The sequence below is a fragment of the Paenibacillus piri genome (genome assembly GCF_004354045.1).
In the GTDB taxonomy this organism is placed as follows: domain Bacteria; phylum Bacillota; class Bacilli; order Paenibacillales; family NBRC-103111; genus Paenibacillus_S; species Paenibacillus_S piri.
In genome coordinates this window covers 408,131-432,611 of sequence record NZ_SMRT01000004.1, presented here as the reverse complement: position 1 = coordinate 432,611, position 24,481 = coordinate 408,131, and the positions used below count along the sequence as shown (strand labels likewise).

Sequence of the window (24,481 nt, the reverse complement as noted above, 5' to 3'; positions counted from 1 at the left end):
GGCAAGCCTGTGGGAGGAAAATAGATGGCTATCAAACTTATCAATATCGGTTTCGGGAATATTGTATCCGCCAACCGGATCATTTCCATCGTCAGTCCGGAGTCGGCTCCGATTAAACGGATTATTCAGGAGGCGCGCGACCGTCACATGCTGATCGACGCCACTTACGGACGACGCACAAGAGCCGTCATTATTACGGACAGCGACCATGTGATTTTATCTGCGGTTCAGCCTGAAACGGTGGCCCATCGACTTTCCAATAAGGACGATGATCATGACGAGTAAGGATAGAGGGATTTTAATCGTTTTATCAGGCCCTTCCGGTGTCGGCAAAGGTACGGTTTGCAAAGCGCTCAGGCAATGCGCGCCCGATTTGGTTTATTCCGTTTCTGCGACGACACGGGCTCCTCGCGAGGGCGAAACGGAGGGCGTGAATTATTTTTTTAAGTCAAGGGAACAATTCCAGCAGCTGATCCAGGACAACCAGATGCTGGAATGGGCGGAATATGTCGGCAATTATTACGGAACTCCGCGCAAATTTGTAGAGGACACGCTGAGCACAGGCAAAGATATCATTTTGGAAATCGAAGTGCAGGGCGCGTTAAAAGTAAAGCAAACGTTTCCCGAAGGCGTCTATATTTTCCTGCTGCCGCCATCGATGGATGAGCTGGAAAACCGTATTGTCGGGCGCGGAACGGAATCCAAGGACGCGATTCGCACCCGCATGTCGGTTGCAATGGACGAGATCCGCTTGATGGAGCATTACGATTATGCTATTGTAAATGATCATGTCGAGCATGCTTGTTCCCGGATACAATCGATTATTGTCGCCGAGCATTGCCGCAAAGATCGAGTAGTCAGCAAAATTAAACAATGGATGGCAGAGGTGAAATAAATGTTATACCCTTCAATCGACAAGCTGCTGGGTAAAGTCGACAGCAAATATTCGTTGGTCGTTGCGGCGGCCAAACGCGCGAGATTGCTTCGTGACGGAGCCAAATCGGAAGTTCGCAACAAGGTTTCGCACAAGTATGTCGGTCTTGCTTTGGAAGAGATTTTTGAGGATCACATCTCTTACGAGAAGCTGCCGGCCAAAGAAATTGTAAAGTAACTTTCTCCAACAACAACCCTCGTGGTTGTTATTTTTTTCTCAATAATGGGGGTGTATCGGAAAATGCTTCGCAATAAAACGATCGTACTTGGCGTCAGCGGAGGGATTGCCGCATATAAAGCGGCCGCGCTTTGCAGCAAGCTGGTTCAAGCGGGGGCTGAGGTACGCGTGATCATGACCGAATCCGCTACCCGCTTTATCGCGCCGTTAACGTTTCAGACGCTTTCACGGCACGATGTGATTGTCGACACCTTCGATGAAAAGGATGCTTCGGTCGTATCCCATATCGATCTGGCCGACCGGGCCGACCTGATCGTCATTGTGCCGGCTACGGCCAATATTATCGGTAAAATGGCGCATGGACTGGCCGACGATATGTTGAGCACGACGCTGCTGGCCGCCACCGCACCGGTGATTGTCGCGCCGGCCATGAACGTTCATATGTACGCCCATCCGGCGGTCATGGCCAATATGCAGACATTGGCCGACCGGGGCGTTCTGTTCGTGGAGCCGGGCACGGGTCAGCTTGCGTGCGGATATGTCGGCAAAGGCAGGCTGGAGGAACCGGAGCAAATTGTAGAGGCGATCCGCCGCTTTTTTTCGGAGCAAGGCCAGCTGAGCGGCAAAAAAGTGCTCGTTACGGCGGGCGGTACGGTTGAACGAATCGATCCGGTCCGGTTTTTAACGAACGATTCATCCGGCAAGATGGGCTACGCTATTGCGGAAACCGCACGCGATATGGGCGCTGAGGTGACGCTGATCGCCGGAAAGGCGACTGCGCCTGTTCCCCGGGGCGTTAAGGTCGTTTCGATCGAATCGGCCCACGATATGATGAAGGCCGTGCTCGAACGACTGGCCGATGCCGATGTTGTCATCAAGGCTGCGGCGGTAGCCGATTACCGGCCTGCCGAGCAGGCTCGGCAAAAGATCAAGAAAAAATCGGAAGAAATGACGCTAACCTTGGTCAAAAACCCCGATATCCTACAGACAATCGGAAGCATGAAAACGACGCAATTCGTGGTCGGCTTTGCGGCCGAAACCGAACGGATCGATGAATATGCAATGGACAAGCTGCAGCGCAAAAACTGCGATCTGCTTGTCGCCAACGATGTAACGCAGGAAGGGGCCGGCTTCGGAACGGATACGAATGTCGTGCGCATCTATGATAAAAACGGCTTGGTCCAGGCGCTGCCTGTCATGACCAAGCAAGGCGTGGCCCGGGAACTGTTGAATCTGGTTGCGGAACGGATCGGGAGAGGAGAAGGGGCGAACTGATGTACGCAAAAGTCATTGTGGATGTCCCTGCGAAACAAACGAATCGCGCGTTCGACTATTGGATTCCCGAACCGATGCGCGAATGGGTAGCGGTCGGAAGCCGGGTCGGCGTCCCGTTCGGCCCGCGCAAGCTCCAGGGCTTCGTGGTGGACATCCGCACCCAGGTCGACTACGATCCCGCAAAGGTGAAGCCGATTGCCGAGGTGATGGACGTATACCCGCCGTTGACTCCAGATCTCGTAGAGCTGGCCCGCTGGATCAGTCAAACGTATTTATGCCATGAAATAACGGCGCTGCAGGCGATGATTCCGGGTGCATTAAAAGCGAAATACGAACGGCATGTCAAAGTGGCGGAGCATGCGGCGGATGGACGCAGCGCTGGGACGAACGTCGGCGGCTCCGGCGGGCAGCATCTGCTGCTCCTTCCGGAACAGCTTGACATATTGCGTTATGTCCGTGAAAAAGGAACGGTAGAAATCGGAGCGCTGCTGCAAAAATTCGCGGCGAACGGAGGCTTGGTCAAGCAGCTGATGCTCGAGGGGCTTTTGCTGGAGGTGCAAATGATCAAAGACCGGATGGCGGCCAAAAAAGTGTTGACCGTTATCCCGCCGGATCAGCCTGCACAGCTGCTGCAGCGGGCGGAGGAGCTTCCTGCCCGTTCGGCCAAGCAAAAGGAAGTGCTCCGCTATTTGGCGGAGCATCCGTTCCCGATCAAGCTGTCCGAGCTGCTGCATGAGCTTGGGACAAGCGCGGGGACCGTCAAAAGCTTGGCGGAAAAAGGCTGGCTGGCGATCGAGGAGGTGGAGGTGTTCCGCGATCCTTATGCGCAGCGGAGCTTCCGGCGAACCGAGCCGCTAGCGTTAATGCCTGAGCAGCGGCATGTATTCGGCCGTATATCGGAGGCGGTTCAGGATGAGCGGCATCAAGTGTTTCTGCTGCACGGCGTGACCGGCAGCGGCAAGACGGAGGTTTACCTGCAGTCGATCCAGACATGCCTGGACCTGGGCAGGGAAGCGATCGTGCTTGTTCCGGAAATTTCTTTGACGCCGCAAATGGTCGAGCGGTTCAAGGGACGGTTCGGCGATCAAGTGGCCGTGCTGCACAGCCGGTTATCGCATGGCGAACGCTATGACGAATGGCGCAAAATTATGTTGAAGCAGGTTCGTGTCGTCATCGGCGCGCGCTCGGCGATATTCGCTCCGTTTACACGGATCGGGCTTATCATTATCGATGAAGAGCATGAATCGTCCTACAAACAGGAGGAGAGTCCCAAATACCATGCACGAGACGTAGCGGTGGCCCGTGCCGTACAGCACCGGGCCGTCGTGGTTCTCGGCTCGGCAACGCCGTCGCTGGAGAGCATGTACGGTACGATGCGGCAGCCGTCCCTGACGGGAACGCCGTCTGGGGCCGCAGGCGGGAATCGCCTGAATGATGCGGCAGCCGCCGTTTCTGCTGCCGGGCTGCATCCGTCTGTACAGGCCGACGCGCCGTCAAACGAAGCGCCGCTGCAGCCGCAAGGCGCCGCGATCGAGCTGCTGACCATGCACAACCGCGTCGAGGGCCGGCCGCTTCCAAGGGTACATATCATCGATATGCGGGAGGAGCTCCGCGAAGGGAACCGGTCGATGTTCAGCCGCTCGCTGTATAAAGCGATTGAAGAACGGTTACACAAGAAAGAGCAGACCGTATTGCTGCTGAACCGCCGCGGTTACTCGACCTTCGTCATGTGCCGCACATGCGGCTATGTCGCGCAGTGCCCGCATTGCGATATTTCGCTGACGTTTCATCAAAGCTCGCGCGCCATTCGCTGCCACTATTGCGGCTATGCCGAACGCGAGGTGACGGTTTGTCCGAGCTGCAGCAGCGAGCATATCCGCCATTTCGGTACCGGCACGCAGCGGGTGGAGGAAGAGCTGGGCAAGCTGTTTCCGGGAATCCGGGTCATCCGGATGGATGTCGACACGACGACGGAAAAAGGCTCCCATGAAAAATGGTTGACGATGTTCCGCAACCGTCAGGCCGATGTGCTGCTGGGCACGCAAATGGTTGCGAAAGGGCTCGATTTCCCGCATGTAACGCTCGTCGGCGCCCTGGCTGCGGATACGGTGCTGAATTTGCCGGATTTCCGGGCGGCGGAGCGGACGTTCCAGCTGCTCACGCAGGTGGCCGGACGCGCCGGACGCCACGAGCTGCCGGGCGAAGTGTTCGTACAAACGTATGCGCCAGAGCATTACAGTATCGTAAGCGCCAGCAGGCACGATTATAAATCGTTTATAAACAAGGAAATGACGCTGCGCAAGCTCCATGAATATCCGCCGTTTCACCGGCTTATTCTGATTACTTTATCTCATGAGCAGATTCCTTTGCTGATGCGGACGGCGGAATCGCTGGCGGCCCGGCTGAAGGAGCTGGCGAAATCGCTCGCCCCGCTGCCTGTCGAAATATTAGGTCCGGTGGCCTCGCCGATCGCCCGCATCAAAGATAGATATCGGTTCCAATGCATGATAAAATATCGGGGGGAAGCATCCATTTCGGGTCTTGTCCGGCAGGCTGCGGCCGCGTTTGAGGATATGGAAAAACAGCACAAGCTGACGATCAGCATTGATGTGGATCCGCAGGTGCTGATGTAACCGCGAATTTCGGCAGTCGATACGCGACAGAATCGCATTTATTAAAGAACACCCGCCATGAACCGGCATCATATGAATATATATAAAGTCTTTTTGTCATAAATCGGAGTTACGGCATGATCTCGGATGGAATCGCGTGCATGCTGCACGTGATCCCGTTGAAGGCATATGAACTTTTTTATCAGGAAGGTGTGGAAACCGATGGCTATTAGATTGATTGTGAAAGATCCGGACCCGGTGCTTCGGGAAAAAAGCAAGCCTGTAACGAAAATAAATGCAAACATTCATAAACTGCTCAAGGATATGGCCGATACGATGTACGACGCGGAGGGCGTCGGTCTGGCCGCCCCGCAGATCGGTATTTTGAAGCGGGTGATTGTGATGGATGTCGGCGATGATCACGGTTTAATCGAGCTGATCAATCCGGAGGTGATCGAAACGGAAGGCGAGCAGTTCGGACCCGAGGGCTGCTTGAGCATTCCGGGCCTGAACGGCGACGTCCGTCGTGCGGAGCGCGTTGTGGTCAAAGGGCTCGATCGCGACGGCAACGAAATTGTCATTGAGGGCACGGAGCTGCTGGCGCGCTGCATTCTGCATGAGGTGGATCATCTTAACGGCGTGCTGTATACGGATCTGGCGGAAAAAGTATATCGCATCGACCCTAAGGGCGGTGAAGCATGAGAATCGTTTTTATGGGCACGCCGGATTTCGCCGTGCCTTCTTTACTCGCTTTAATCGAAAGCGGCGAGCAGGTGGTCGGGGTCGTCACGCAGCCGGACCGTCCTGTCGGTCGCAAACGGCTGTTGACGCCTACGCCGGTCAAGGTGGAAGCGGAACGGCACGGCATACCGGTGCTGCAGCCGGAGCGTCTGCGCCGGCCGGAATCGGTAGAGGCGGTCAGAGCGCTGCAGCCCGATTTGATCGTGAGCGCCGCCTACGGCCAAATTTTGCCGAAATCGGTGCTGGAGCTGCCGAAGCTGGGCTGCATTAACGTTCATGCCTCGCTGCTGCCCAAGTACCGCGGCGGAGCGCCGATCCATTATGCCGTCATGAACGGCGATGCGGTGACCGGCGTAACGATCATGTACATGGCGGAAGGGCTCGATACCGGCGATATGATCAGCCGGATCGAGGTGCCGATCGAGGATGCGGATACGACCGGCACGATGTTTCATAAGCTGAGCTTGGCCGGAGCGCAGCTGTTGAAGGCAACGCTGCCGGGACTGCTGGCGGGAACGGTGCAGGCCGTACCGCAAAACGACGCCGAAGCGGTCTATTCGCCGAATATTACCCGCGAGCAGGAGCGGATTGACTGGAATGAGCCGGCTGAAGCGGTCTGGAACAAGGTGAGAGGGCTGCATCCTCGTCCGGGCGCTTATACGCTGTGGAACGGCGATGTATTGAAAATATGGTCGTGTGCCAAGCCGGAGCCGGATCAAGCGCCGGACGGACAAGCTAGCCCGGCGGCCGGTACGGTTGTCGCCGTCGGCGACGGAGGCATCCAGGTGGCGACCGGCAGCGGGCTGATTACGATTACGGAGCTGCAGCCTGCCGGCAAAAAAACGATGGATGCCGGACAATTTGCCCGTGGCGGCCAGATGAACGCGGGAGTGGTACTCGGCTGATCCCGGCAGCCGGAGGAAGAGCGGAGGCATATAACATTGAGCGACAACATGAAGAACGGCCGCGGCCGGTATAATCATAACAAAGCTGTCGTCCGCGCGGACGGGACGAATCAAACGAACCGCACGGTCCAGGCAGGCGGCTTAAATTCGGACGGCGTAAACCCGGGTAAGCCTGGAGTAGACCGGTCCCCAATGAACCGCCGGGAGCCGCATAACCGGCCCGCCGGAAGCCAGAACCGCAAAGGCGGCGCGAGAGAAGCGGCGCTGGACGTGCTTGTGCGCATCGAGCAGGACCGCTCGTACAGCAATCTGCTGCTGCACCAAACGCTGCAGCGGTACAATCTGGACAAACCGGATGCCGGGCTGGCGACGGAAATCGTGTACGGGACGATTCAGCGTCTGAACACGATCGACTATTTTCTCGCCCGCTTTGTTGCCAAAGGTTTGGCCAAGCTGGAGCCGTGGGTACGCAGCCTGCTCAGACTCAGCTTTTACCAGATCTACTATTTGGACCGCATACCGGATCACGCCGTAGTCAACGAAGCGGTCAATCTGGCGAAGCGCAGAGGGCACCAGGGGATATCCGGTATGGTCAATGGCGTGCTGCGCTCCGTTCTCCGACAGAAGGATTCGCTGCAGCTGCCTGCGGATTTGCCGCCGGCGGAGCGGATCGTCTTAGCCCATTCGCATCCCGAATGGCTGGTGAATCGCTGGATCCGCCAGCTGGGTGAAGAGCGGACAGAGCGCATATGCGCGGCGAACAACGAGCCGCCGCACGTCAGTATCCGGGTCAATACGGTGAAGCTAAGCCGCTCCGAGCTGCTTGCGAAGCTGGGCGAGGCCGGACTTGAGGCGGAGCCGTCGGCTCTGGCGAGCGACGGAATTGTCGTCAAGGGCGGCGGCAACATGGCTTTGACTCCGTGGTATGCGGAAGGCTTGTTCTCGATCCAGGACGAAAGCTCGATGCTGGTGGCGGATACGGTCGATCCGCAGCCCGGCGACAAGGTGCTGGACTGCTGCGCCGCTCCGGGCGGCAAAACCGCTCATATGGCGGAAAAAATGAACGACCGCGGCGAAATATGGGCCTGCGATATCCACGAGCATAAGGAGAAGCTGATTCAGGAGCAGGCGGATCGTCTGGGCCTTGGCTCCATCCGCACGATCGTTGCGGATGCGCGCGAGCTTCCGGAGCGATTCGCGCCCGGAAGCTTCGACCGCATTTTGCTCGATGCGCCATGCTCGGGGCTCGGCGTCATTCGTCGCAAGCCGGATATGAAATGGGCAAAAAGCGAGCGGGAGCTGGACGAAATATGCGTCATTCAGCACGAGCTGCTCGAACGCGTTCACTCGCTGCTGCGCCCTGGCGGGGTGCTCGTATACAGCACCTGCACGCTTGAATATAACGAGAACGAAGGTCGGGTCCGGTTATTTTTGGAGGCGCATCCGGAATACGATTTGGACTGTGAGCCTGTCCAAATTTACCCGTACGAGCATCATTCCGACGGTTTTTTTATAGCCAGGCTGCGAAAACGAGCGTAAATGCGACGAATATGGTAAAATCTAAGGCATGTGCGTTAGTGCGATGACCGTTTCATTTGCGCACCGCATGAATTGAAAAACAGGTTGTGATAATCGATGGAAACGACAAAAGAAAAATTTCAAGCCCCTGCCAAGCCGTACGTTTACGATCTGACGTTGGAGGAGTGGCAGGAATGGGTCAAGTCGAACGGCGAATCGGGATTTCGCGCCGGACAAATTTTTGACTGGCTGTATGTGAAAAGAATATCAAGCTTCGACGAGATGACGAACTTGCCGAAACCGCTCCGCGAAAAGCTGGGGCAGACATTCGATTTCGTTACCTTGACCGAAGTCGCCAAATACGAATCCAAGGACGGTACCGTGAAGTTTTTGTTCGAGCTGTCGGATAAAAACGCCATTGAAACCGTCATTATGAAGCATAGTTACGGCAATAGCGTCTGTGTGACGACACAGGTCGGCTGTCGGATCGGCTGCACGTTTTGCGCGTCGACCTTGACGGGGCTGAAGCGCAACCTGATGCCGGGCGAAATTATTGCCCAGGTCGTTAAGGCGCAGCAGCTATTGGATGCGACCGATGAGCGCGTCAGCAGCATTGTCATTATGGGTATCGGCGAGCCGTTTGAAAATTACGATGCGATGATGACCTTCCTGAAGGTGATGATTCATCCGAAGGGCTTGAATATCGGCCAACGCCATATTACCGTTTCGACAAGCGGCATTGTGCCGAATATTTATCGTTTTGCCGATGAGCAGACGCAGATCAATTTGGCGATTTCCATTCATGCGCCCAATGACAAGCTCCGTTCCAAGCTGATGCCGGTCAACCGGCGGTTTCCTTTTGCCGAATTGATTGAAGCCTGCAAGTATTACGTGGCCAAAACAGGGCGCAGAATCACGTTCGAATATGCTTTGATGGGCGGGGTGAACGACCGTCCCGAGCATGCGGAGGAGCTGGGGCAGGTGCTTCAGGCGTTCCCGATGGCACACGTCAACTTGATTCCGGTCAATTTCGTGTCGGAGCGGGACTATGTTCGGACGCCGAGAGACGACATTTTTACATTCCAGCGTATTCTTGAGCGGAATAAAATTAATGCGACGATCCGCAGGGAGCAGGGCAGCGATATTGCGGCCGCCTGCGGACAACTGCGCGCGAAGCATATGGAGTCAGGTGCGAGGTGAGGGGAAGCATGATAAGAACGGCGAATCAAACGGATATCGGACGTGTCCGTTTGGTTAATGAAGACAGGGCGGTCGTACAGGAAGATTTGAACGGCTTCGTGCTGGCAATCGTAGCGGACGGGATGGGAGGCCACCAGGCAGGCGATATCGCAAGTCAGATGGCTGTGGAAATCATTCATACCGAGCTGCAGTCGATACCGGGAGACGCCTCTGTCGAGGAACGAAAAAACCGCCTGAGAGCGGCGATAGAGCTTGCCAATGCAAATATATTTGCATTTGCCGCGGAGCGGGAAAATTACCATGGAATGGGTACGACCGTCGTGGCCGTCATCGCGGACGAGCATACGGTCGTTGTCGGCCATATCGGCGATAGCCGGGCCTATCAGGTGAACCAGGCGGGCATCGAGCAGCTAACCGAGGATCATTCGCTCGTCAACGAACTGGTCAAGAGCGGGCAAATTACCCGTGAAGAAGCGGGTCACCATCCTCGGCGCAACGTGCTGACCCGGGCGCTTGGGACGGAAGCCGGGATCGAAGTCGATGTACGGGACGTGCAATGGCGGTACGGCGATGTTTTGTTGCTATGCAGCGACGGACTCAGCGGCCTGGTCAGCCGGGAGCGGCTTCTGGCGGTCGTCAATGGGGACGGCCTGCTTGAAGGCAAGGCGCAGCGGCTTGTTGCGGAAGCGATGGAGGCCGGCGGCGACGACAACATTACCGTAGTTCTCGTCAGCAACGATGCCGGGAGCACCGCAGTGGACACAGCTCATTTTGACGGTGAAGAGAGGTGATGATGAATGATAGGTAACCGGCTGGGAGGACGTTATGAAATCCTTGAACGCGTGGGCGGCGGCGGAATGGCTATTGTCTATAAAGCGCTTGATATTTTGCTGCATCGCCATGTGGCTGTCAAAATATTGCGTTCGCAGTATGTCCACGACGAGGAATTCATTCAACGGTTTCGGCGCGAGGCCCAGGCTGCCGCGTCATTATCCCACTCGAACGTAGTCAGCATCTACGATGTCGGTCAGGAAGATGACGTTCACTATATTGTGATGGAATATATCGAAGGCACCACCTTGAACGAACTGATCAAGGAGAAGGCGCCGCTGCAGGTGGAGGAAGCCGTCCATTTTGCCGGCCAAATTTGCGACGCGCTCGATCATGCCCATCATAATCAAATCATTCATCGCGATATTAAGCCTCATAATATTTTAATCGGCAAAAACGGCAGAGTGAAAGTAACTGATTTCGGCATCGCCCGTGCTGTCACATCCTCAACCATTACGCAAACCGGCTCCGTGGTCGGTTCGGTTCATTATTTTTCCCCTGAGCATGCCAAAGGCACTCCTACCGGAGAGCAATCGGATTTGTATTCACTCGGGATTGTCATGTATCAAATGCTGACCGGCCGTCTGCCTTTTTTGGGGGAAAGTCCGATCAGCGTCGCTTTAAAGCATTTGCAGGAAGAAGTGGAAGAGCCGCGCAAAGTGAATCCGCTCATTCCGCAAAGCGTCGAAAATATCATTTTAAAAGCGATGCGCAAAAATCCGTCGGAGCGCTACCGTTCCGCCAAGCAAATGCTTGACGATCTCGACAGCTGTCTGCTGCCGCATCGGCGCAACGAAGCCAAAATCAGCTTCATGGACGATGATGAGCTTGATGAGGAGAAAACGCTGGTCATTCCTGCGATCCGCCCCAATCAATATACGGGATCGGACACGGCGGACGATGAGGATGAAGACGCGGATGAGGACGAGGCTTCGGGAAAAAAGAAAAAACGTTGGATCAAGCCGCTCGTATGGATCATCATTCTGCTGATGCTGTTGGCCGGGATGTGGTATTTGGTAGGATACGTTAAATCCAAGGTTGTCATTCAGGATGTCGACGTGCCGACAGTCGTCAACAAGCCGTTAACGGAGGCTCAGGCGATGCTTACCGCCGCCGGCCTGGAGGCTGAGGTCGTTCCTGAATATTCGAAGGACGTGCCGAAGGATATTGTTATCCGCCAGGATCATATGAATATGAAGCTCAAGCTTCACGGCAAGGAAACGATCTATGTAAGCAAAGGCGCGGAAAAGCAAAAAATGCCAAGCGTGACCGGCAAAAAGCTGGGCGATGCCAAAACGGCGCTGATGGCGGTCGGCATTACGGAGGACCGGATCAAAATCGACCCGAAATTCGTAGATGAAGATCCGGAAACGGTCGTAATTCAAAATCCGGCCCTTAATGAGGAATTCGATCCTGCAACGGTCAACGTCCTGCTGACAGTCAGCAAAGGCAGAGAGACGTTCAAAATGCCCGATCTGGTCGGCTTGAGCGAGGCGGAGGCCAGAACGCGGATTGCCGCAAGCAATCTGAAGCTGGCGCAGGACGGCATCAATGTGGAAACGAGCTACAAGCAGCCGAAAGGGAAAGTCATTACGCAGTTCCCTTACAAATATAATGATGAGGTTTCCCCGGGAGCGGAAATTAAACTGATTATCAGCTCCGGACTGCCGGAGGATGCGGGCCCGATGAAAATTGCCGTTCCGGTCACACCGACCAAGGAAGGCAAGGAAACGACGGTTAAGTTTATTTTGAGCGATGCCCAGTACGATAACTTCGAGTACAAATCGGTCAAAATTTCGAAGGTGACCACGGTTGACGTCAACTTGGTCGTATCCCCGGATAAACGGGCTGTCATTCAAATTAAGAAGGACAATGTGCTGGCCGATATGATTACAGTCACGTACGACGATTTTGTCGCTCAGAAAAATGGCAAGCCGTTTACACCGGTGCCTGTAACGTCGGGTTCGACGGCACCCGGTTCGACAACTCCCGGGGGCGTAACGACGCCGCCGGGGCAAGGTCAAGGCACGCCGGGCAGCGGAACTGCGCCTGACGGCACAAAGCCCGGCAATCCCGGCGGAACGCAGGGAACGGGATCCACGCCGGGCGCAGGAACGGGCGGCGCCGGCAACGGCAATGGCGGCACCGGAACCGGAGCGCAACCGGGTTCGGGAACCGGCAATGGTGCCGGAACGGGAACCGGCAGCGGAGCTCCGGGCACGCCGCCGCCGCCCGCAGGCGGCGGGAACGGAGCCACACCGGCAGCGGGAGGCAGAAGCTGATGCCATCGGGCCTTATTGTAAAAGCGTTAAGCGGCTATTATTACGTGCTGCCCGAGGATGATGAGGGCATGGTTCCGGTGCAGTGCAGAGCCCGCGGTATTTTCAAGAAACGCGGCGAGACGCCGTTGGTAGGGGATAGAGTCGTATATGAGCTGACCGAAAACGGAGAAGGCACGGTGGATGAAATTTTACCGCGCAGCTCGGAGCTGATCCGGCCGCAGGTTGCAAACGTGGAGCTGGTTGTACTGGTGTTTGCGGTGCAGGAGCCTGCGCTCAATTTGCAGCTGCTGGACAAATTTCTGGTCCATACCGAGAACGCCGGTCTGGAGACGATTATTTGCTTGACGAAACAGGATTTAATCGAGAGCGGCGAGCCGGCTTCGGACGGTGCGGAATTGTCGATGACGGAAGCTTATTCCAGCTTTTGCGCGAGCGATAATCTGGAGCCGATGAATGCGATCGTTCATTTGTATGAATCGATCGGATATCAGGTTGTCGTCACAAGCGCCAAGCTGGGCATCGGAATTGAACCGGTGCTGCAGCGGCTGTCCGGCCATATCTCCGTCTTTGCCGGACAGTCCGGTGTCGGCAAATCGTCGCTGCTCAACGCCATGGTGCCCGGACTGCAGCTTGAAACGAACCAGATCAGCATGAAGCTGGGCCGGGGGAAGCATACGACCCGGCATGTCGAGCTGATCCGGCTGCAAAACGGAGGCCTGGTAGCCGATACGCCGGGCTTCAGTCAGCTCGATTTCGCGCAAATCGGGGCAGCCGAGGAGCTGAGCGCCTGCTTCAAGGAATTTCAGCAGCTTGCGGAAAGCTGTAAATTCCGCGGCTGCCTCCATCAGCATGAGCCCGGCTGCAAAGTCATTGAAGCCAAAGAGCAGGGCCGAATCGCCGAGTCGCGTTACGAGCATTACTTGTATTTTTTGACAGAGATTAAAGAGAGAAAAAGGAGGTACTGACATGCTGAAAATCGCTCCATCCATATTATCCGCGGATTTTTCCAAGCTCGGTGCCGAAATTGCCGATGTGGAGCGCGGCGGTGCGGACTGGATCCATGTGGATGTGATGGACGGCCATTTTGTTCCCAATATGACGATCGGACCGCTCGTGGTCGAAGCGATTCGGCCTCACACGGCGCTGACACTGGACGTCCATTTGATGATAGACAATCCGGATTCGTACATTACGCCCTTTACAAAGGCGGGAGCCGATCTGATATCGGTCCATGCGGAAGCATGCCGTCATCTGCACCGCACGCTTCATTTTATTAAGGAGCAGGACGTCAAGGCCGGTGTCGTTCTTAATCCGGCAACTCCGTTAACCGCTATCGAGCATGTGATGGACGAGGCGCTCGATCTCGTGCTCATCATGACGGTCAATCCCGGCTTCGGAGGCCAGCAGTTTATTCCGGGCATGCTGCCCAAGATTGCCAGGCTGCGTGAAATGTTGAACGAACGCGGCTTGCAGCGGGTACATATCGAGGTGGACGGCGGAATCAATGCAGAGACGGCGCGTCGGGTGACCGCGGCCGGAGCCGATGTGCTTGTGGCGGGAAATGCCGTATTCAACCAGACCGACCGCGCCGAAGCGATTCGGCTCATTCGGGGCGGGGAGTGAGGCGGCGTTGAAATTTTTGATCGTGCTCGGGTTTAGCGTACTGTGCGCCGGGCTATTGACCCTGTTTTCGCAAATTCAGGATTTATTGAAATACATATTTTCGTTGGGGGCGCTGTTTACCGGCATCCAGTTTTTTAAAAAATACGAGAGCCGCGGCATGCGGATCGCATTCGTCATTACGACAATTGTGCTTTATTTCATCTTCGCCGTTATTTACGCGATATATTTAACGATCAAGGCGGGACCGCTACCGGCTTAATCCGGTTTCGCCGGCACAGGCCGAGGCGCTGCGCTCAAATGTGCGCAGCGCTTGCTCAATCGGATTAAAGACCGGACAAGTGTGCCGGTACGAATTAAACAATGGCATAAAACGGCTTACCGCCGCATAACATGGTTACAAAAGTTCAGGCTTTTGTGGCCTTTTTGTTTTTTCGGACTCGAATATGGGATAGGCACGTTTTGCATGCGGAGGAATATAATAAAGCATGGATAAACTTGTCGCTTGGGTAAAGCAGCGTATCACCGTATCAGACACGGACAATGTGGCGAAATCGGAGCAGCTTTTACGCAAACTAGAAGGAGGGGCATGAATGAAATTTTACACGATCAAGCTACCTAAGTTGTTGGGCGGATTGGTAAAAGCTGTACTTAGCACATTTAGCAAAAACTGACGGCATTGCGGTCTTATACTTAGCGGTTTGTTTGAACAACCCGGGATCGGATGCTGTCTCGCCCGATACAAGGACGAGCGCGTTTGTAAGGCCGACGCGAAGCTAAAGCTGCAAAACTTATGTGATCTTGACAGCCTGGCATAAGCGGCTTAGCCATCCTTAATGGGACGGGTACGTTTATCAAGGTTGTGAGAAGCAATGTATGGCTTTCTATTCAATCAAGGATAAACGGCATCGCCGTCCTTAGGGGACAGGCGCGTTATCAAGGTTGTACGAAGCAAAGTATGAAATTTTATACTTTCTATTCAATCAAAAAAAGCACCTGAGCCCCAGGTGCTTTTTGTCTGTTTGTGGAAAAAGTTTACACACGAGTGACTTTTCCGGATTTCAAAGCCTTCGTGCTTACATAAACGCGCTTTGGCTTACCGTCCACAAGAATACGAACCTTTTGAACGTTAACACCCCAAGTACGCTTCGATTTGTTGTTAGCATGAGAAACGTGGTTGCCAGTTCCGGGTCCTTTACCGGTAATAAAACATTTGCGGGACATGGTATTACACCTCCTTAAAAGCCTCGACGACCTGCATCTTCGAAACCATTCTCTCCGTAAGCAAATCCTGTTAAAAACACACTTAAATATCATAACATAGTGCAGTTATGGGCGTCAACGGGAGGCGTGCTTTTTTTGGTCGTAACGCACAACCTTGACAAACGCGCACGTCCCTAAGGACGGCGAAGCCGTTTATCCTGGCCAAGTTTCCCGGGGAACCCGTGACGGATTCATTTATCGTGGCGTTTTGCCGCGGAACGCGGACTTTTTAAATAGCGTCATCTATAGTAAAATGAAACTTAGTCCATTCTAATCGATTTTAATGGGGGCTATGGAAGATGGCTATTGAACTGGCTTCGGAATATGGCAAGGTATGGGTGACCGAGCATGTTATTGCAGTATTGGCAGGCTCGGCTGCGCTGGATTGTTATGGACTCGTCGGTATGGCGTCCCGCAACCAGCTGAAGGACGGCATTGCCGAGCTGCTGCGCCAGGACAATTTGAGCCGCGGCGTGGAGGTCCATCGAGACGTACAAGGTACGACGACAATTGACTTATATATCATCGTCAGCTACGGCACGTCAATTTCGGTTGTAGCGGGCAATGTTCAAACAAAAGTGAAGTATGTACTGAATGAGGTTGCCGGGCTCCAGGTAGACGCAGTGAATATATTTGTTCAAGGGGTCCGGGTTTCGGAATAAAGAAGACGAAGACGACCGGACTGTGGAATTCGGCTACATTTGTGGCAGGAAGGGGAATGGTTTATTTGGCTAAGCGCCTGAATCGCATTAACGGAAATGACTTGATCCGCATGGTGGAAAAAGGGGCACAGCAGCTTAGAGAAAATATGGAGCAGGTCAATGCGCTCAATGTATTTCCGGTGCCCGACGGGGATACCGGGACAAATATGAACCTGACTTTTACTTCCGGCGTCGAGGAGCTGCGGCGCCGCCCGTCGGCGCAGATCGGCAAAGCGGCTGAAGCTATGGCGAAAGGGCTGCTGATGGGAGCACGCGGCAATTCAGGCGTCATTCTGTCGCAATTGTTTCGCGGTTTTTCCAAGGCGGTGGCTGATGCGGACGATATCGATTCCGTCCAATTTGCGGCCGCGCTGCAAAACGGGGTCGACATGGCCTACAGAGCTGTCGTCAAGCCGGTTGAGGGAACGATTTTAACCGTTTCCAAAGAAGCGGCCAAGCAGGCCGTACAGCAGGCAGGCCGGGCTACGGATATGGCCGAGCTGATGAAGGAGGTTTGCCTCAAAGGAAACGCGGCTTTGTCGAAGACGCCGGATTTGCTGCCGGTGCTCAAGCAGGTCGGCGTCGTAGATGCCGGCGGGCAGGGCTTGATGTTCATCTATGAGGGCTTTCTGCAAGCGCTCGAGCAGCAAGTAACGGGAGCTGCGGCTCCCGGCGCAGCGGCCGCTGGAACGGATGCCGGCGGCGCCAAGCGAGCCGTCTTGGAGGCGCCGCCGGGCCGGCAGCCGCATTCGGACGCCGGTGCAATCGTCTTCGACGGGGACGTCCGGCAGCACTCGAAACCACAGCGCGCACAAGCGAAGCTCGCAACCAAGGATATCGAATTCGGCTACTGCACTGAATTTATGGTGACGCTGCAGGATCGGAAGCTGAACGGTTCAAACTTCGACGAATTAGCATTCCGCCAGGAATTGTCCGAATTGGGCGATTCGCTGCTCGTAGTGGCCGATGACGATTTGGTCAAGGTGCATATCCATGCGGAATATCCGGGCAGCGTTATGAACCTGGCGATGAAATACGGCGATTTAAGCCGAATTAAAATTGAAAATATGCGCGACCAGCATACGCATATATTGCTGGAGGAAGCCGGCATGGCCGATGGAATCAATGCCGATTCAGGAGCGAGCGGGCTGCGGTCGGGCACGCATCCCGGCGTAAGTCCGCACGCGGACATCGCGGCTGCCATGACTTCACAGAGCGGACTCAAGCCGTTCGGCTTTGTCGCCGTCTCGGCCGGTCAGGGCATCTCCGATATATTCGCCAGCCTGGGTGTCGATCAAGTGCTGGCCGGCGGCCAGACGATGAACCCGAGCACGGAGGATATATTGAGCGCGATCCGGCAAGTTCGGGCGCGTACCGTGTTTATACTGCCCAACAACTCGAACATTGCAATGGCGGCCCAACAGGCAGCCGAGCTGATCGACGACAAGCAGGTGATCGTCATCCTGACGAAAACGATTCCGCAAGGAATGGCCGCGGTGCTTTCGTTGCGGGAGGATGCTACGGCGGAAATGAACGCGGAAGCGATGAACGAGGCAATCGGACAGGTACAGTCAGGCCTTGTGACTTTTGCCGTCCGCGACACGCGCATGGATGACATGGAGATCAAGCAGGGCGATTACATCGGTATTCATAATGGCCGCATCGTTACGGCCGAGCCCGATTTGACGGCTTCCGCGATCAAGCTGGTTGACAGCCTGATGGCGGAGGGGGCGGAAATCGTAACGATTTATACGGGAGAGGAAGCCGATCCCGAGCAGACCGAGCGTATCGTTCATTATATCGAACAATCGTACAGCGATGCCGAGGTCGAGGTACATGCCGGCGGGCAGCCGCTGTATTATTATATCATCTCCGCAGAATAAAGCGGCGGAAACAAACGGAACACATGGAGGTGCACCCATCTTTGAATCAGGTGCGGATTGTAACGGACAGCACGGCCGATATTCCGGCCGAGTTGAGGGAATCGTTGGGCATCGAGCTGGTGCCGTTAAAGGTTCATTTTGGAATGGAAACGTATCGCGATCAGATCGACCTGGAAACGGCCGAGTTTTTTGAAAAGCTGGTAGCTTCGCCGGAGCTTCCTACAACTTCGCAGCCTTCGCCGGTCGAATTTTTGGAAACGTTTAAGCGGTTGACCGACGCCTCGGACGACCCCGTCGTATCCATTCATTTATCTTCCGGTATGAGCGGAACGTATCAGTCCGCGCAGCTTGCGAAAACGATGCTGGACGAGGGGGCGGATGTGACCGTTATCGACTCGAAATCGGCTTCTTACGGCTTCGGCATGCTCGTCGTAGCCGCGGCGAAGGCCGCACGTTCGGGACAGAGCAAGGAGCAGATCATAGCGTTGGTCGAGCGGATGCGCCGCGAAATGAAGCTGTATTTTTTGGTCGACACGCTTGAGTTTCTGCAAAAGGGCGGCCGTATCGGCAAAGCGGCGGCGTTGGTCGGCTCGCTGTTGAACATTAAGCCGATATTGTCCATATCGGATGCAGGCATTGTTTATTCGGTCGATAAAGTGAGAGGCCAGAAAAAGGCAATGACCCGCATCATCGAGCTGTTAAAGCATGATTTGAGCGAACGGCCGATTGACATTGCGATCGCTTATGCCGAGTCCATCGACAATGCGAAGCCTCTGCATGACTTGATGCAGGAGCATTTTACGGTCGAGAGCGCACGTTATACCCGGATAGGTGCGGTAATAGGGACGCATACCGGTCCCGGAGTCGTCGCCGTGTTTGCCTGCCCGCAGCAGGTGTCGGGATGAGTATCGATCTGTACCGGATTCCGGTCAAACAGGTGCAGGGTATCAGAGGGAAAAAGCCGGAAGAACTGCTGGCGCTCGGCATTTCTTCCGTTGGCGAACTGTTGGATTACTATCCGTTCCGCTACGAGGATTACACGCTGCGCGATCTGACCGAGGTGAAGGATGGCGATAAAGTGACGGTCCAAGCTTCGATCGCGGGGATGCCGCAAGTCCATATGTATGGCCGGATCAAATCAAGGTTGACCTGTAAAGTTATGGTCGACCGGCTGTTTATATCGGCCGTCTGGTTTAACCGGCACTACATGAAGGATCAGCTGCAGCCGGGAACGGAAATTGTGCTGACGGGCAAATGGGATCAAAAGAGGCTGCAGCTGACCGTGTCGGAGTCCGAGCTCCCGGGAAAAGGGACGACGCAGACGGGAACGCTGCAGCCTGTTTATTCGCTGACCGGAGCGATTCCGCAAAAATGGATGCGGCAGACGTTAAAACAGGCGGTGGCGCAATATGGCGACCTCATCCCCGAGGTGCTGCCGCGGGAGCTGCTGGACAAATATGAGCTCATGCCGCGCAAACAGGCGGTGGCGCTGCTGCATCTGCCCGGCTCGATGCAAGACGGCCTGCTGGCCCGCAAGCGGATGGTATTCGAGGAGTTGTTCCTGTTCCAGCTGAAAATGCAAGCCTACCGGGCATTGAACCATGACCGGGCGGATGGTGTCGCCCACGCGCTTGACCTGCCTGCAGTCCGGGCGTTCGTGCGGGCGCTGCCGTTCAAGCTGACCGCCTCGCAGAAGCAGGTGCTGGCGGAAATTTTGCACGATCTGCAGCAGCCGTACTGCATGAACCGGCTGCTGCAGGGCGATGTCGGCGCCGGCAAGACGGTTGTGGCGGCGGCTTCCTTGTTCGCGGTCGTCAAGGCAGGCGGCCAGGGGGCGCTGATGGTACCGACCGAAATATTGGCCGAGCAGCACAAGCGGTCGCTGGAGCGGCTGTATGAGCCGTACGGTATACAGGTGTCGCTGCTGACCGGCAGCCTGACCGACCGGCAGCGGCGCGATGTGCTGGCCTCGCTGCAGATGGGCATGATCGACGTAGTCGTCGGCACGCATGCGCTTATCCAGGAGGATGTATACTTCCGCAGTCTCGGACTCGTCGTAACGGACGAGCAGCACCGGTTCGGGGTGAACCAACGGAGCATTCTGCGCCGCAAAGGCATGAACCCCGATGTGCTGACGATGACGGCGACGCCGATTCCGCGGACGCTTGCCATCACCGCCTTCGGCGACATGGACGTATCGACGCTTCGCGAGCTGCCGAAGGGCCGCAAGCCGATCAAGACCTATGCGGTTACCCATGATATGCTGGAGCGGGTGCTCGGCTTTATCCGCCGCGAGGTCAATGAAGGGCGTCAAGCGTATGTCATCTGTCCGCTGATCGAGGAATCGGAGAAGCTCGATGTTCAAAATGCGATCGATGTGCACGCCCAGCTGCAGTTTGCGTTTCCCGAGTACCGGGTTGCGCTGCTGCATGGACGAATGCCAGCGGCAGAGAAGGACGAAGTGATGCGCAGCTTTAGCGCGAACGAAACGCAGGTGCTCGTTTCGACGACCGTCATCGAGGTCGGCGTGGACGTGCCGAATGCGACGCTGATGGTCGTCTACGACGCGCACCGGTTCGGGCTGTCGCAGCTTCACCAGCTCCGCGGCCGTGTCGGCCGCGGCGAGCACCAGTCGTTCTGCGTGCTCATCGCCGATCCGAAAAATGAAGTGGGCAAGCAGCGCATGAAGGCGATGACTGACACGAACGACGGCTTTGAAATCGCGCGCCGCGATTTGGAGCTGCGCGGGCCCGGCGATTTTTTCGGCACGAAGCAGAGCGGGCTGCCCGATTTCCGGCTGGCCGATATGGTGACGGACTTCGAGGTCATGGAGCAGGCCAGGGACGAAGCGGCCGCGCTCGTGAGGCAGCCCGGCTTTTGGACGGATGCGGCTTACATCAAACAGCGCGAATTTTTGCAGCGCGAACATATATTCGACAGCGAACTGTTGGACTAGCCGCCGAATCCGGTTATTTCCCGGTAGGATGCCGGTATCATATCAAGACGCGTGCCACATGACCCATGCCGGGCTGCAAATCATGCCGGATGCCGGCCGGACAAACCGGCAAACAGGAATGCCTAATGTGGCGATTCGCCCTATATTTAAGACACATGTCCGAGCCTCCCATCATAGACTTACAAGGAGTGAACTTCTCATTTCTTGATTGTCAGGTAAAGTAATCTATTACTTTGCTTCGCGTAACTTAGGCAAGCGCGCTCGTCATTGCAGACGACGAAGCCGTTTATCCTTGATCGGAGGTGTTCGTGGCATGAGCTATCAGAAATACGGATTTGAGCCGGCATTTGTGGAGCGCGTCAAAATGAAGATGAAAAATCCGGATACGAAAGAGCGTATCAAAATGATTTTGCAGGGTGTGACGAAGCACGATCTGCAGGACCGTGCCAAAGTGCGCCGGTTTGTCGGCATGTTGGGCAGGGTGCTTGGCGAGAAGCTGAGCGAAAAACAAGTCGAGCATATGATTAATTTTGTCATTTCGCAAAAAATCGATCCGAACAACACGTTTCATCTGATTAAGCTTTGGGGTATGTTCCGGTAAACGGGCGAGAGAATGAAGCAAATTGGCAGGCAGACCACCCGGTCTGCTTTTTTTTGCGCGTTTTTGGCTGAATACGGTGATTGACGGGTACAGAAAACGGATGGTAAATTGATCCTAAAGTAATTTGATCATAAAACTATTTTGTTGCAAAAGGAGGTGCGGATACCGATGACGATCGAGGAGAGCATGACGCAAATCGATGAACTGATTCGAAGAGCGGTGAGATTTAAAAATCAGCTTATCGAGCAAAATTGCTTCTCGCGTCAACAAATGCTGCTGCTTATTACACTGCTGTACAAAAAGAAAATAACGGTCGGCGAGCTTGCCGAGGAGCTCGGACTTTCGACCAGCGCGACAACCATAGCCATCAACCGGCTGGTCAAATCCGGCCACATCAACAGAACGCGGGATGAGACCGACCGCCGTGTCGTCTGGGTCGAACTGACCGATTCGGCGATAGAGACAACGATCCGGCTGAAGGAAACGAGGGACCGGGTCGTGCTCGGCATGCTGCAAAAGCTGACTCCGGAGGAGCAGAAGCAATTTATCGCGTTGTTCCGGAAAATGACGGCAGATTTCGTAAATAAAGAGTAAGGTAAAAGGAAGGTGCGCACGAGCTTATGAAAAAGAAAATCATCGGATTGGTAGTACTCGCCGTTGTGCTGGTCGGCGGCGGGATTGGAGGGTTTTATTATTACATGCAGATCAGCAAATACATATCCACCGAAGATGCCAAGGTGCAGGGCGAGCTGCGGGCGATCGGGTCGATGGCTCCGGGCAAACTGATTGAATGGAATTATAAGGAGGGCGACGCTTTTAAAAAGGGCGACGTTCTGGCCATCGTTGAAACGGCCCCGGCTCACGGCAACGTTGCTGCAACGACTCAAGAAATTATTGCGCCGGATAACGGCACGATCATTCAAACGAACGCGGTGAAAGACCAGACGGTAGCCGCTGGCGTTTCGTTGCTGATGAGCACCAATTTGGGCGAGCTGTACGTGACGGCGAATATTGAAGAAACCGAGCTGACAGATGTGAAAATCGGCAACAAAGCGACGCTTACGATCGATGCGTTTCCCGGCACGGTGTTTACAGGGCGAGTCGAAAAAATCGGCCTCGGCACCAACTCTTCCTTCTCTCTGATGCCCACATCCAACGCAAGCGGCAGCTTTACGAAGGTCGTCCAGCGGGTGCCCGTAAAAATCGCTCTGAACGATTATCAAGGAAAACGGCTGATTCCGGGCTTGAACGCCGTCGTTAAAATCGAGCGGTAACACTGCCGGCAACCGTCTAAGTCCAGAAAGGAGCTGCTTAACCGATGGCGGATCAGCAAAACGATGCGAAATCAGAAACACCCGGAGCGCCGGGTGATGCACCTGGATCGGGAGCGTCGGACGCCCAAACGAAACCAAACCGAACCGGGCTCGCGATGCTCGCCATGATCTTGGCGGTTTTCATGGCCATTCTAGATACGAGTATCGTCAATGTGGCCGTGCCGAAAATGATGGCGGTGTTCAGCGTCAGCCAGACCGAAATCCAGTGGGTGCTGACGGCCTATTCGTTGGTAGTCGGCGCATTGATTCCGATTACCGGCTACTTGGGCGACAGGTTTGGCTACAAGCGGGTATTCGTCTATTCTGTTCTTGTTTTTACTATCGGCTCCGCCCTGTGCAGTGCGGCATGGAGCAACAATTCGATGATCGTGTTCCGCATTATCCAGGCGATCGGGGGCGGCGCGGTCATGCCGGTCAGCATGGTCATGCTGTTCCGGATGTTCCCGCCGGAGAAGCGCGGCATGGCGATGGGGATGTTCGGCATCTCGGTTATGTTTGCGCCTGCGCTTGGTCCGACGCTCAGCGGGTACATTGTCGAATATCTGGATTGGAGGCTCATTTTCTCCATTAACGTCCCGATCGGCATTATCGATGTTTTTCTTGCTGTCTCGGTTTTAAAGGAATACAAGGTCGATCAACCCGGAAAATTTGACGTGTGGGGTTTTCTTACCTCGAGCACAGGGCTGGCCACGCTGCTGTACGGTGTCGGCATTGTAGCCGATAAAGGCTGGAGCGACAAGGAAGTCGTGATCTATTTGACGATTGCTGCGGTTTGTCTGATAGCATTCGTAATTATCGAGCTGAACGTCAAGCGGCCGATGCTCGATTTATCGCTGCTCAAAAATTTTACGTTTACGATCACCCTGCTGATTTCCAGCACGGCCATGGTCATTTTGATGGGAAGCTTGTTTCTGCTGCCGGTATTTCTGGAAAATGTGGCGGGTCTGTCTCCGATCCAGACCGGTCTTGTCCTGCTGCCCCAGGCGATTGTGTCGGGATTGATGATGCCGATAGCCGGAGCGCTGTTCGATCGAATCGGCGCCAAGCCGCTTGCCGTCATCGGCATGATTATTACCGCGTACGGACTGTATTTGACCCGGCAGCTCGACGTCAGCACCTCCTTCTCGACAATTATCGGTTGGCTTATGATACGCGCCGTAGGCGTCGGGCTAGTCATGATGCCTGTGCAGACCGCGGGAATGAATACCGTTCCGATGCACAAGATGGGGCAGGGCACCGCGCTGTCCAACGCAATCCGTCAGGTGAGCGCTTCGTTCGGCATCGCCTGGCTGGCGTTGATGTTCAGCAATCAGCGCATCTTTCATTCGGCCGCCATGTCCGATCAGATGAACATGTTCTCAGCCTCCGTGCAAAGCAATGTCGGTCAAATCCAGCATCAATTTATGGCGCTAGGGCAAACGGCCGGGCAGGCCCAAACGAGCGCGATCAGCTACATATACGGTCAGATTCAGCTTCAGTCGACGGTTCAGGCGATGGACGATGTGTTTTACATGACGGCGGGTCTTGCGCTTGTAGCTGTCGTATTATCGCTCTTTATGAAGACGGTAAAGGCTCCCAAAGGCGCTCCCAAAGAGCATGTCATGGGCGAATAATCGCGGAACGAAAGCGGTTCTTAACCTGACAGGCA

The 24,481-nt window shown here is 55.2% G+C and carries 24 protein-coding genes; 23 read left to right on the top strand and 1 reads right to left on the bottom strand.

Features of this window, described 5'->3' with window-relative positions; translation table 11 throughout:
- The first annotated feature begins 24 nt into the window (after positions 1 to 24).
- The 15 genes from remA to spoVM all read left to right on the top strand — a co-directional run bounded on the left by remA (position 25) and on the right by spoVM (position 14,769).
- Positions 25 to 285: an extracellular matrix/biofilm regulator RemA gene (remA, locus tag E1757_RS12565; protein WP_009672664.1), complete on the top strand. Its 261-nt coding sequence runs from the start codon at positions 25 to 27 to the stop codon at positions 283 to 285.
- The gene (gene gmk / locus E1757_RS12560) at positions 275 to 895 is read left to right on the top strand and encodes a guanylate kinase (protein ID WP_133228313.1); all 621 of its coding nucleotides are present in this window, start codon (positions 275 to 277) and stop codon (positions 893 to 895) included. Before remA ends, gmk begins: the two co-directional genes overlap by 11 nt.
- Positions 896 to 1,111: a DNA-directed RNA polymerase subunit omega gene (rpoZ, locus tag E1757_RS12555; protein WP_133228310.1), complete on the top strand. Its 216-nt coding sequence runs from the start codon at positions 896 to 898 to the stop codon at positions 1,109 to 1,111.
- A gap of 63 nt (positions 1,112 to 1,174) precedes the next feature.
- Positions 1,175 to 2,386, top strand: coding sequence for a bifunctional phosphopantothenoylcysteine decarboxylase/phosphopantothenate--cysteine ligase CoaBC (gene coaBC / locus E1757_RS12550; RefSeq protein WP_133228307.1), 1,212 nt, complete (start codon positions 1,175 to 1,177; stop codon positions 2,384 to 2,386).
- Positions 2,386 to 5,019 carry a primosomal protein N' gene (gene priA / locus E1757_RS12545; RefSeq protein WP_133228305.1) on the top strand — a complete coding sequence of 878 codons (2,634 nt, stop codon included), beginning with the start codon at positions 2,386 to 2,388 and terminating at the stop codon, positions 5,017 to 5,019. The genes coaBC and priA overlap by 1 nt, the downstream gene beginning before the upstream one ends.
- A 201-nt stretch (positions 5,020 to 5,220) precedes the next feature.
- A complete protein-coding gene (gene def / locus E1757_RS12540; protein ID WP_133228302.1) occupies positions 5,221 to 5,700 on the top strand; it encodes a peptide deformylase in 480 nt (159 codons plus the stop codon).
- The gene (gene fmt / locus E1757_RS12535; protein WP_165972091.1) at positions 5,697 to 6,644 is read left to right on the top strand and encodes a methionyl-tRNA formyltransferase; all 948 of its coding nucleotides are present in this window, start codon (positions 5,697 to 5,699) and stop codon (positions 6,642 to 6,644) included. Before def ends, fmt begins: the two co-directional genes overlap by 4 nt.
- 192 nt (positions 6,645 to 6,836) lie before the next feature.
- The gene (rsmB, locus tag E1757_RS12530; protein ID WP_133228465.1) at positions 6,837 to 8,183 is read left to right on the top strand and encodes a 16S rRNA (cytosine(967)-C(5))-methyltransferase RsmB; all 1,347 of its coding nucleotides are present in this window, start codon (positions 6,837 to 6,839) and stop codon (positions 8,181 to 8,183) included.
- Positions 8,184 to 8,279: 96 nt separating this feature from the next.
- Positions 8,280 to 9,362, top strand: coding sequence for a dual-specificity RNA methyltransferase RlmN (gene rlmN / locus E1757_RS12525; protein ID WP_133228299.1), 1,083 nt, complete (start codon positions 8,280 to 8,282; stop codon positions 9,360 to 9,362).
- 8 nt (positions 9,363 to 9,370) lie between these two features.
- Positions 9,371 to 10,153, top strand: a complete 783-nt coding sequence (locus E1757_RS12520; RefSeq protein WP_133228296.1) for a Stp1/IreP family PP2C-type Ser/Thr phosphatase — start codon at positions 9,371 to 9,373, stop codon at positions 10,151 to 10,153.
- Positions 10,154 to 10,159: 6 nt separating this feature from the next.
- A complete protein-coding gene (gene pknB, locus E1757_RS12515; protein WP_133228293.1) occupies positions 10,160 to 12,475 on the top strand; it encodes a Stk1 family PASTA domain-containing Ser/Thr kinase in 2,316 nt (771 codons plus the stop codon).
- On the top strand, positions 12,475 to 13,440 hold the full coding sequence (rsgA, locus tag E1757_RS12510; RefSeq protein ID WP_133228289.1) for a ribosome small subunit-dependent GTPase A: 966 nt from the start codon (positions 12,475 to 12,477) through the stop codon (positions 13,438 to 13,440). Before pknB ends, rsgA begins: the two co-directional genes overlap by 1 nt.
- Before the next feature lies 1 nt (position 13,441).
- The gene (rpe, locus tag E1757_RS12505) at positions 13,442 to 14,098 is read left to right on the top strand and encodes a ribulose-phosphate 3-epimerase (RefSeq protein ID WP_133228286.1); all 657 of its coding nucleotides are present in this window, start codon (positions 13,442 to 13,444) and stop codon (positions 14,096 to 14,098) included.
- A 7-nt stretch (positions 14,099 to 14,105) separates the two neighbouring features.
- Positions 14,106 to 14,357, top strand: a complete 252-nt coding sequence (locus E1757_RS12500; protein WP_133228283.1) for a hypothetical protein — start codon at positions 14,106 to 14,108, stop codon at positions 14,355 to 14,357.
- Between the two features lie 331 nt (positions 14,358 to 14,688).
- Positions 14,689 to 14,769, top strand: a complete 81-nt coding sequence (spoVM, locus tag E1757_RS37060; protein ID WP_133228461.1) for a stage V sporulation protein SpoVM — start codon at positions 14,689 to 14,691, stop codon at positions 14,767 to 14,769.
- A 361-nt stretch (positions 14,770 to 15,130) separates the two neighbouring features.
- Here spoVM and rpmB read toward each other — a convergent pair whose 3' ends face one another.
- The gene (gene rpmB / locus E1757_RS12490; RefSeq protein WP_028550362.1) at positions 15,131 to 15,319 is read right to left on the bottom strand and encodes a 50S ribosomal protein L28; all 189 of its coding nucleotides are present in this window, start codon (positions 15,317 to 15,319) and stop codon (positions 15,131 to 15,133) included.
- A 338-nt stretch (positions 15,320 to 15,657) separates the two neighbouring features.
- On the opposite strand from rpmB, the gene E1757_RS12485 reads away from it, so the two are divergent.
- The 8 genes from E1757_RS12485 to E1757_RS12450 all read left to right on the top strand — a co-directional run bounded on the left by E1757_RS12485 (position 15,658) and on the right by E1757_RS12450 (position 24,446).
- Positions 15,658 to 16,020: an Asp23/Gls24 family envelope stress response protein gene (locus E1757_RS12485; protein ID WP_133228281.1), complete on the top strand. Its 363-nt coding sequence runs from the start codon at positions 15,658 to 15,660 to the stop codon at positions 16,018 to 16,020.
- Positions 16,021 to 16,076: 56 nt separating this feature from the next.
- A complete protein-coding gene (locus tag E1757_RS12480; protein WP_133228278.1) occupies positions 16,077 to 17,942 on the top strand; it encodes a DAK2 domain-containing protein in 1,866 nt (621 codons plus the stop codon).
- 41 nt (positions 17,943 to 17,983) lie between these two features.
- Positions 17,984 to 18,847 carry a DegV family protein gene (locus E1757_RS12475; protein ID WP_133228275.1) on the top strand — a complete coding sequence of 288 codons (864 nt, stop codon included), beginning with the start codon at positions 17,984 to 17,986 and terminating at the stop codon, positions 18,845 to 18,847.
- On the top strand, positions 18,844 to 20,898 hold the full coding sequence (recG, locus tag E1757_RS12470; RefSeq protein ID WP_133228272.1) for an ATP-dependent DNA helicase RecG: 2,055 nt from the start codon (positions 18,844 to 18,846) through the stop codon (positions 20,896 to 20,898). The genes E1757_RS12475 and recG overlap by 4 nt, the downstream gene beginning before the upstream one ends.
- A gap of 313 nt (positions 20,899 to 21,211) precedes the next feature.
- Positions 21,212 to 21,499: a stage VI sporulation protein F gene (locus tag E1757_RS12465; RefSeq protein ID WP_133228269.1), complete on the top strand. Its 288-nt coding sequence runs from the start codon at positions 21,212 to 21,214 to the stop codon at positions 21,497 to 21,499.
- A 168-nt stretch (positions 21,500 to 21,667) separates the two neighbouring features.
- On the top strand, positions 21,668 to 22,093 hold the full coding sequence (locus tag E1757_RS12460) for a MarR family winged helix-turn-helix transcriptional regulator (RefSeq protein WP_133228267.1): 426 nt from the start codon (positions 21,668 to 21,670) through the stop codon (positions 22,091 to 22,093).
- Between the two features lie 26 nt (positions 22,094 to 22,119).
- Positions 22,120 to 22,773, top strand: a complete 654-nt coding sequence (locus E1757_RS12455; RefSeq protein ID WP_133228265.1) for a biotin/lipoyl-containing protein — start codon at positions 22,120 to 22,122, stop codon at positions 22,771 to 22,773.
- 44 nt (positions 22,774 to 22,817) lie between these two features.
- Positions 22,818 to 24,446 carry a DHA2 family efflux MFS transporter permease subunit gene (locus E1757_RS12450; RefSeq protein ID WP_133228263.1) on the top strand — a complete coding sequence of 543 codons (1,629 nt, stop codon included), beginning with the start codon at positions 22,818 to 22,820 and terminating at the stop codon, positions 24,444 to 24,446.
- Positions 24,447 to 24,481: the final 35 nt, after the last annotated feature.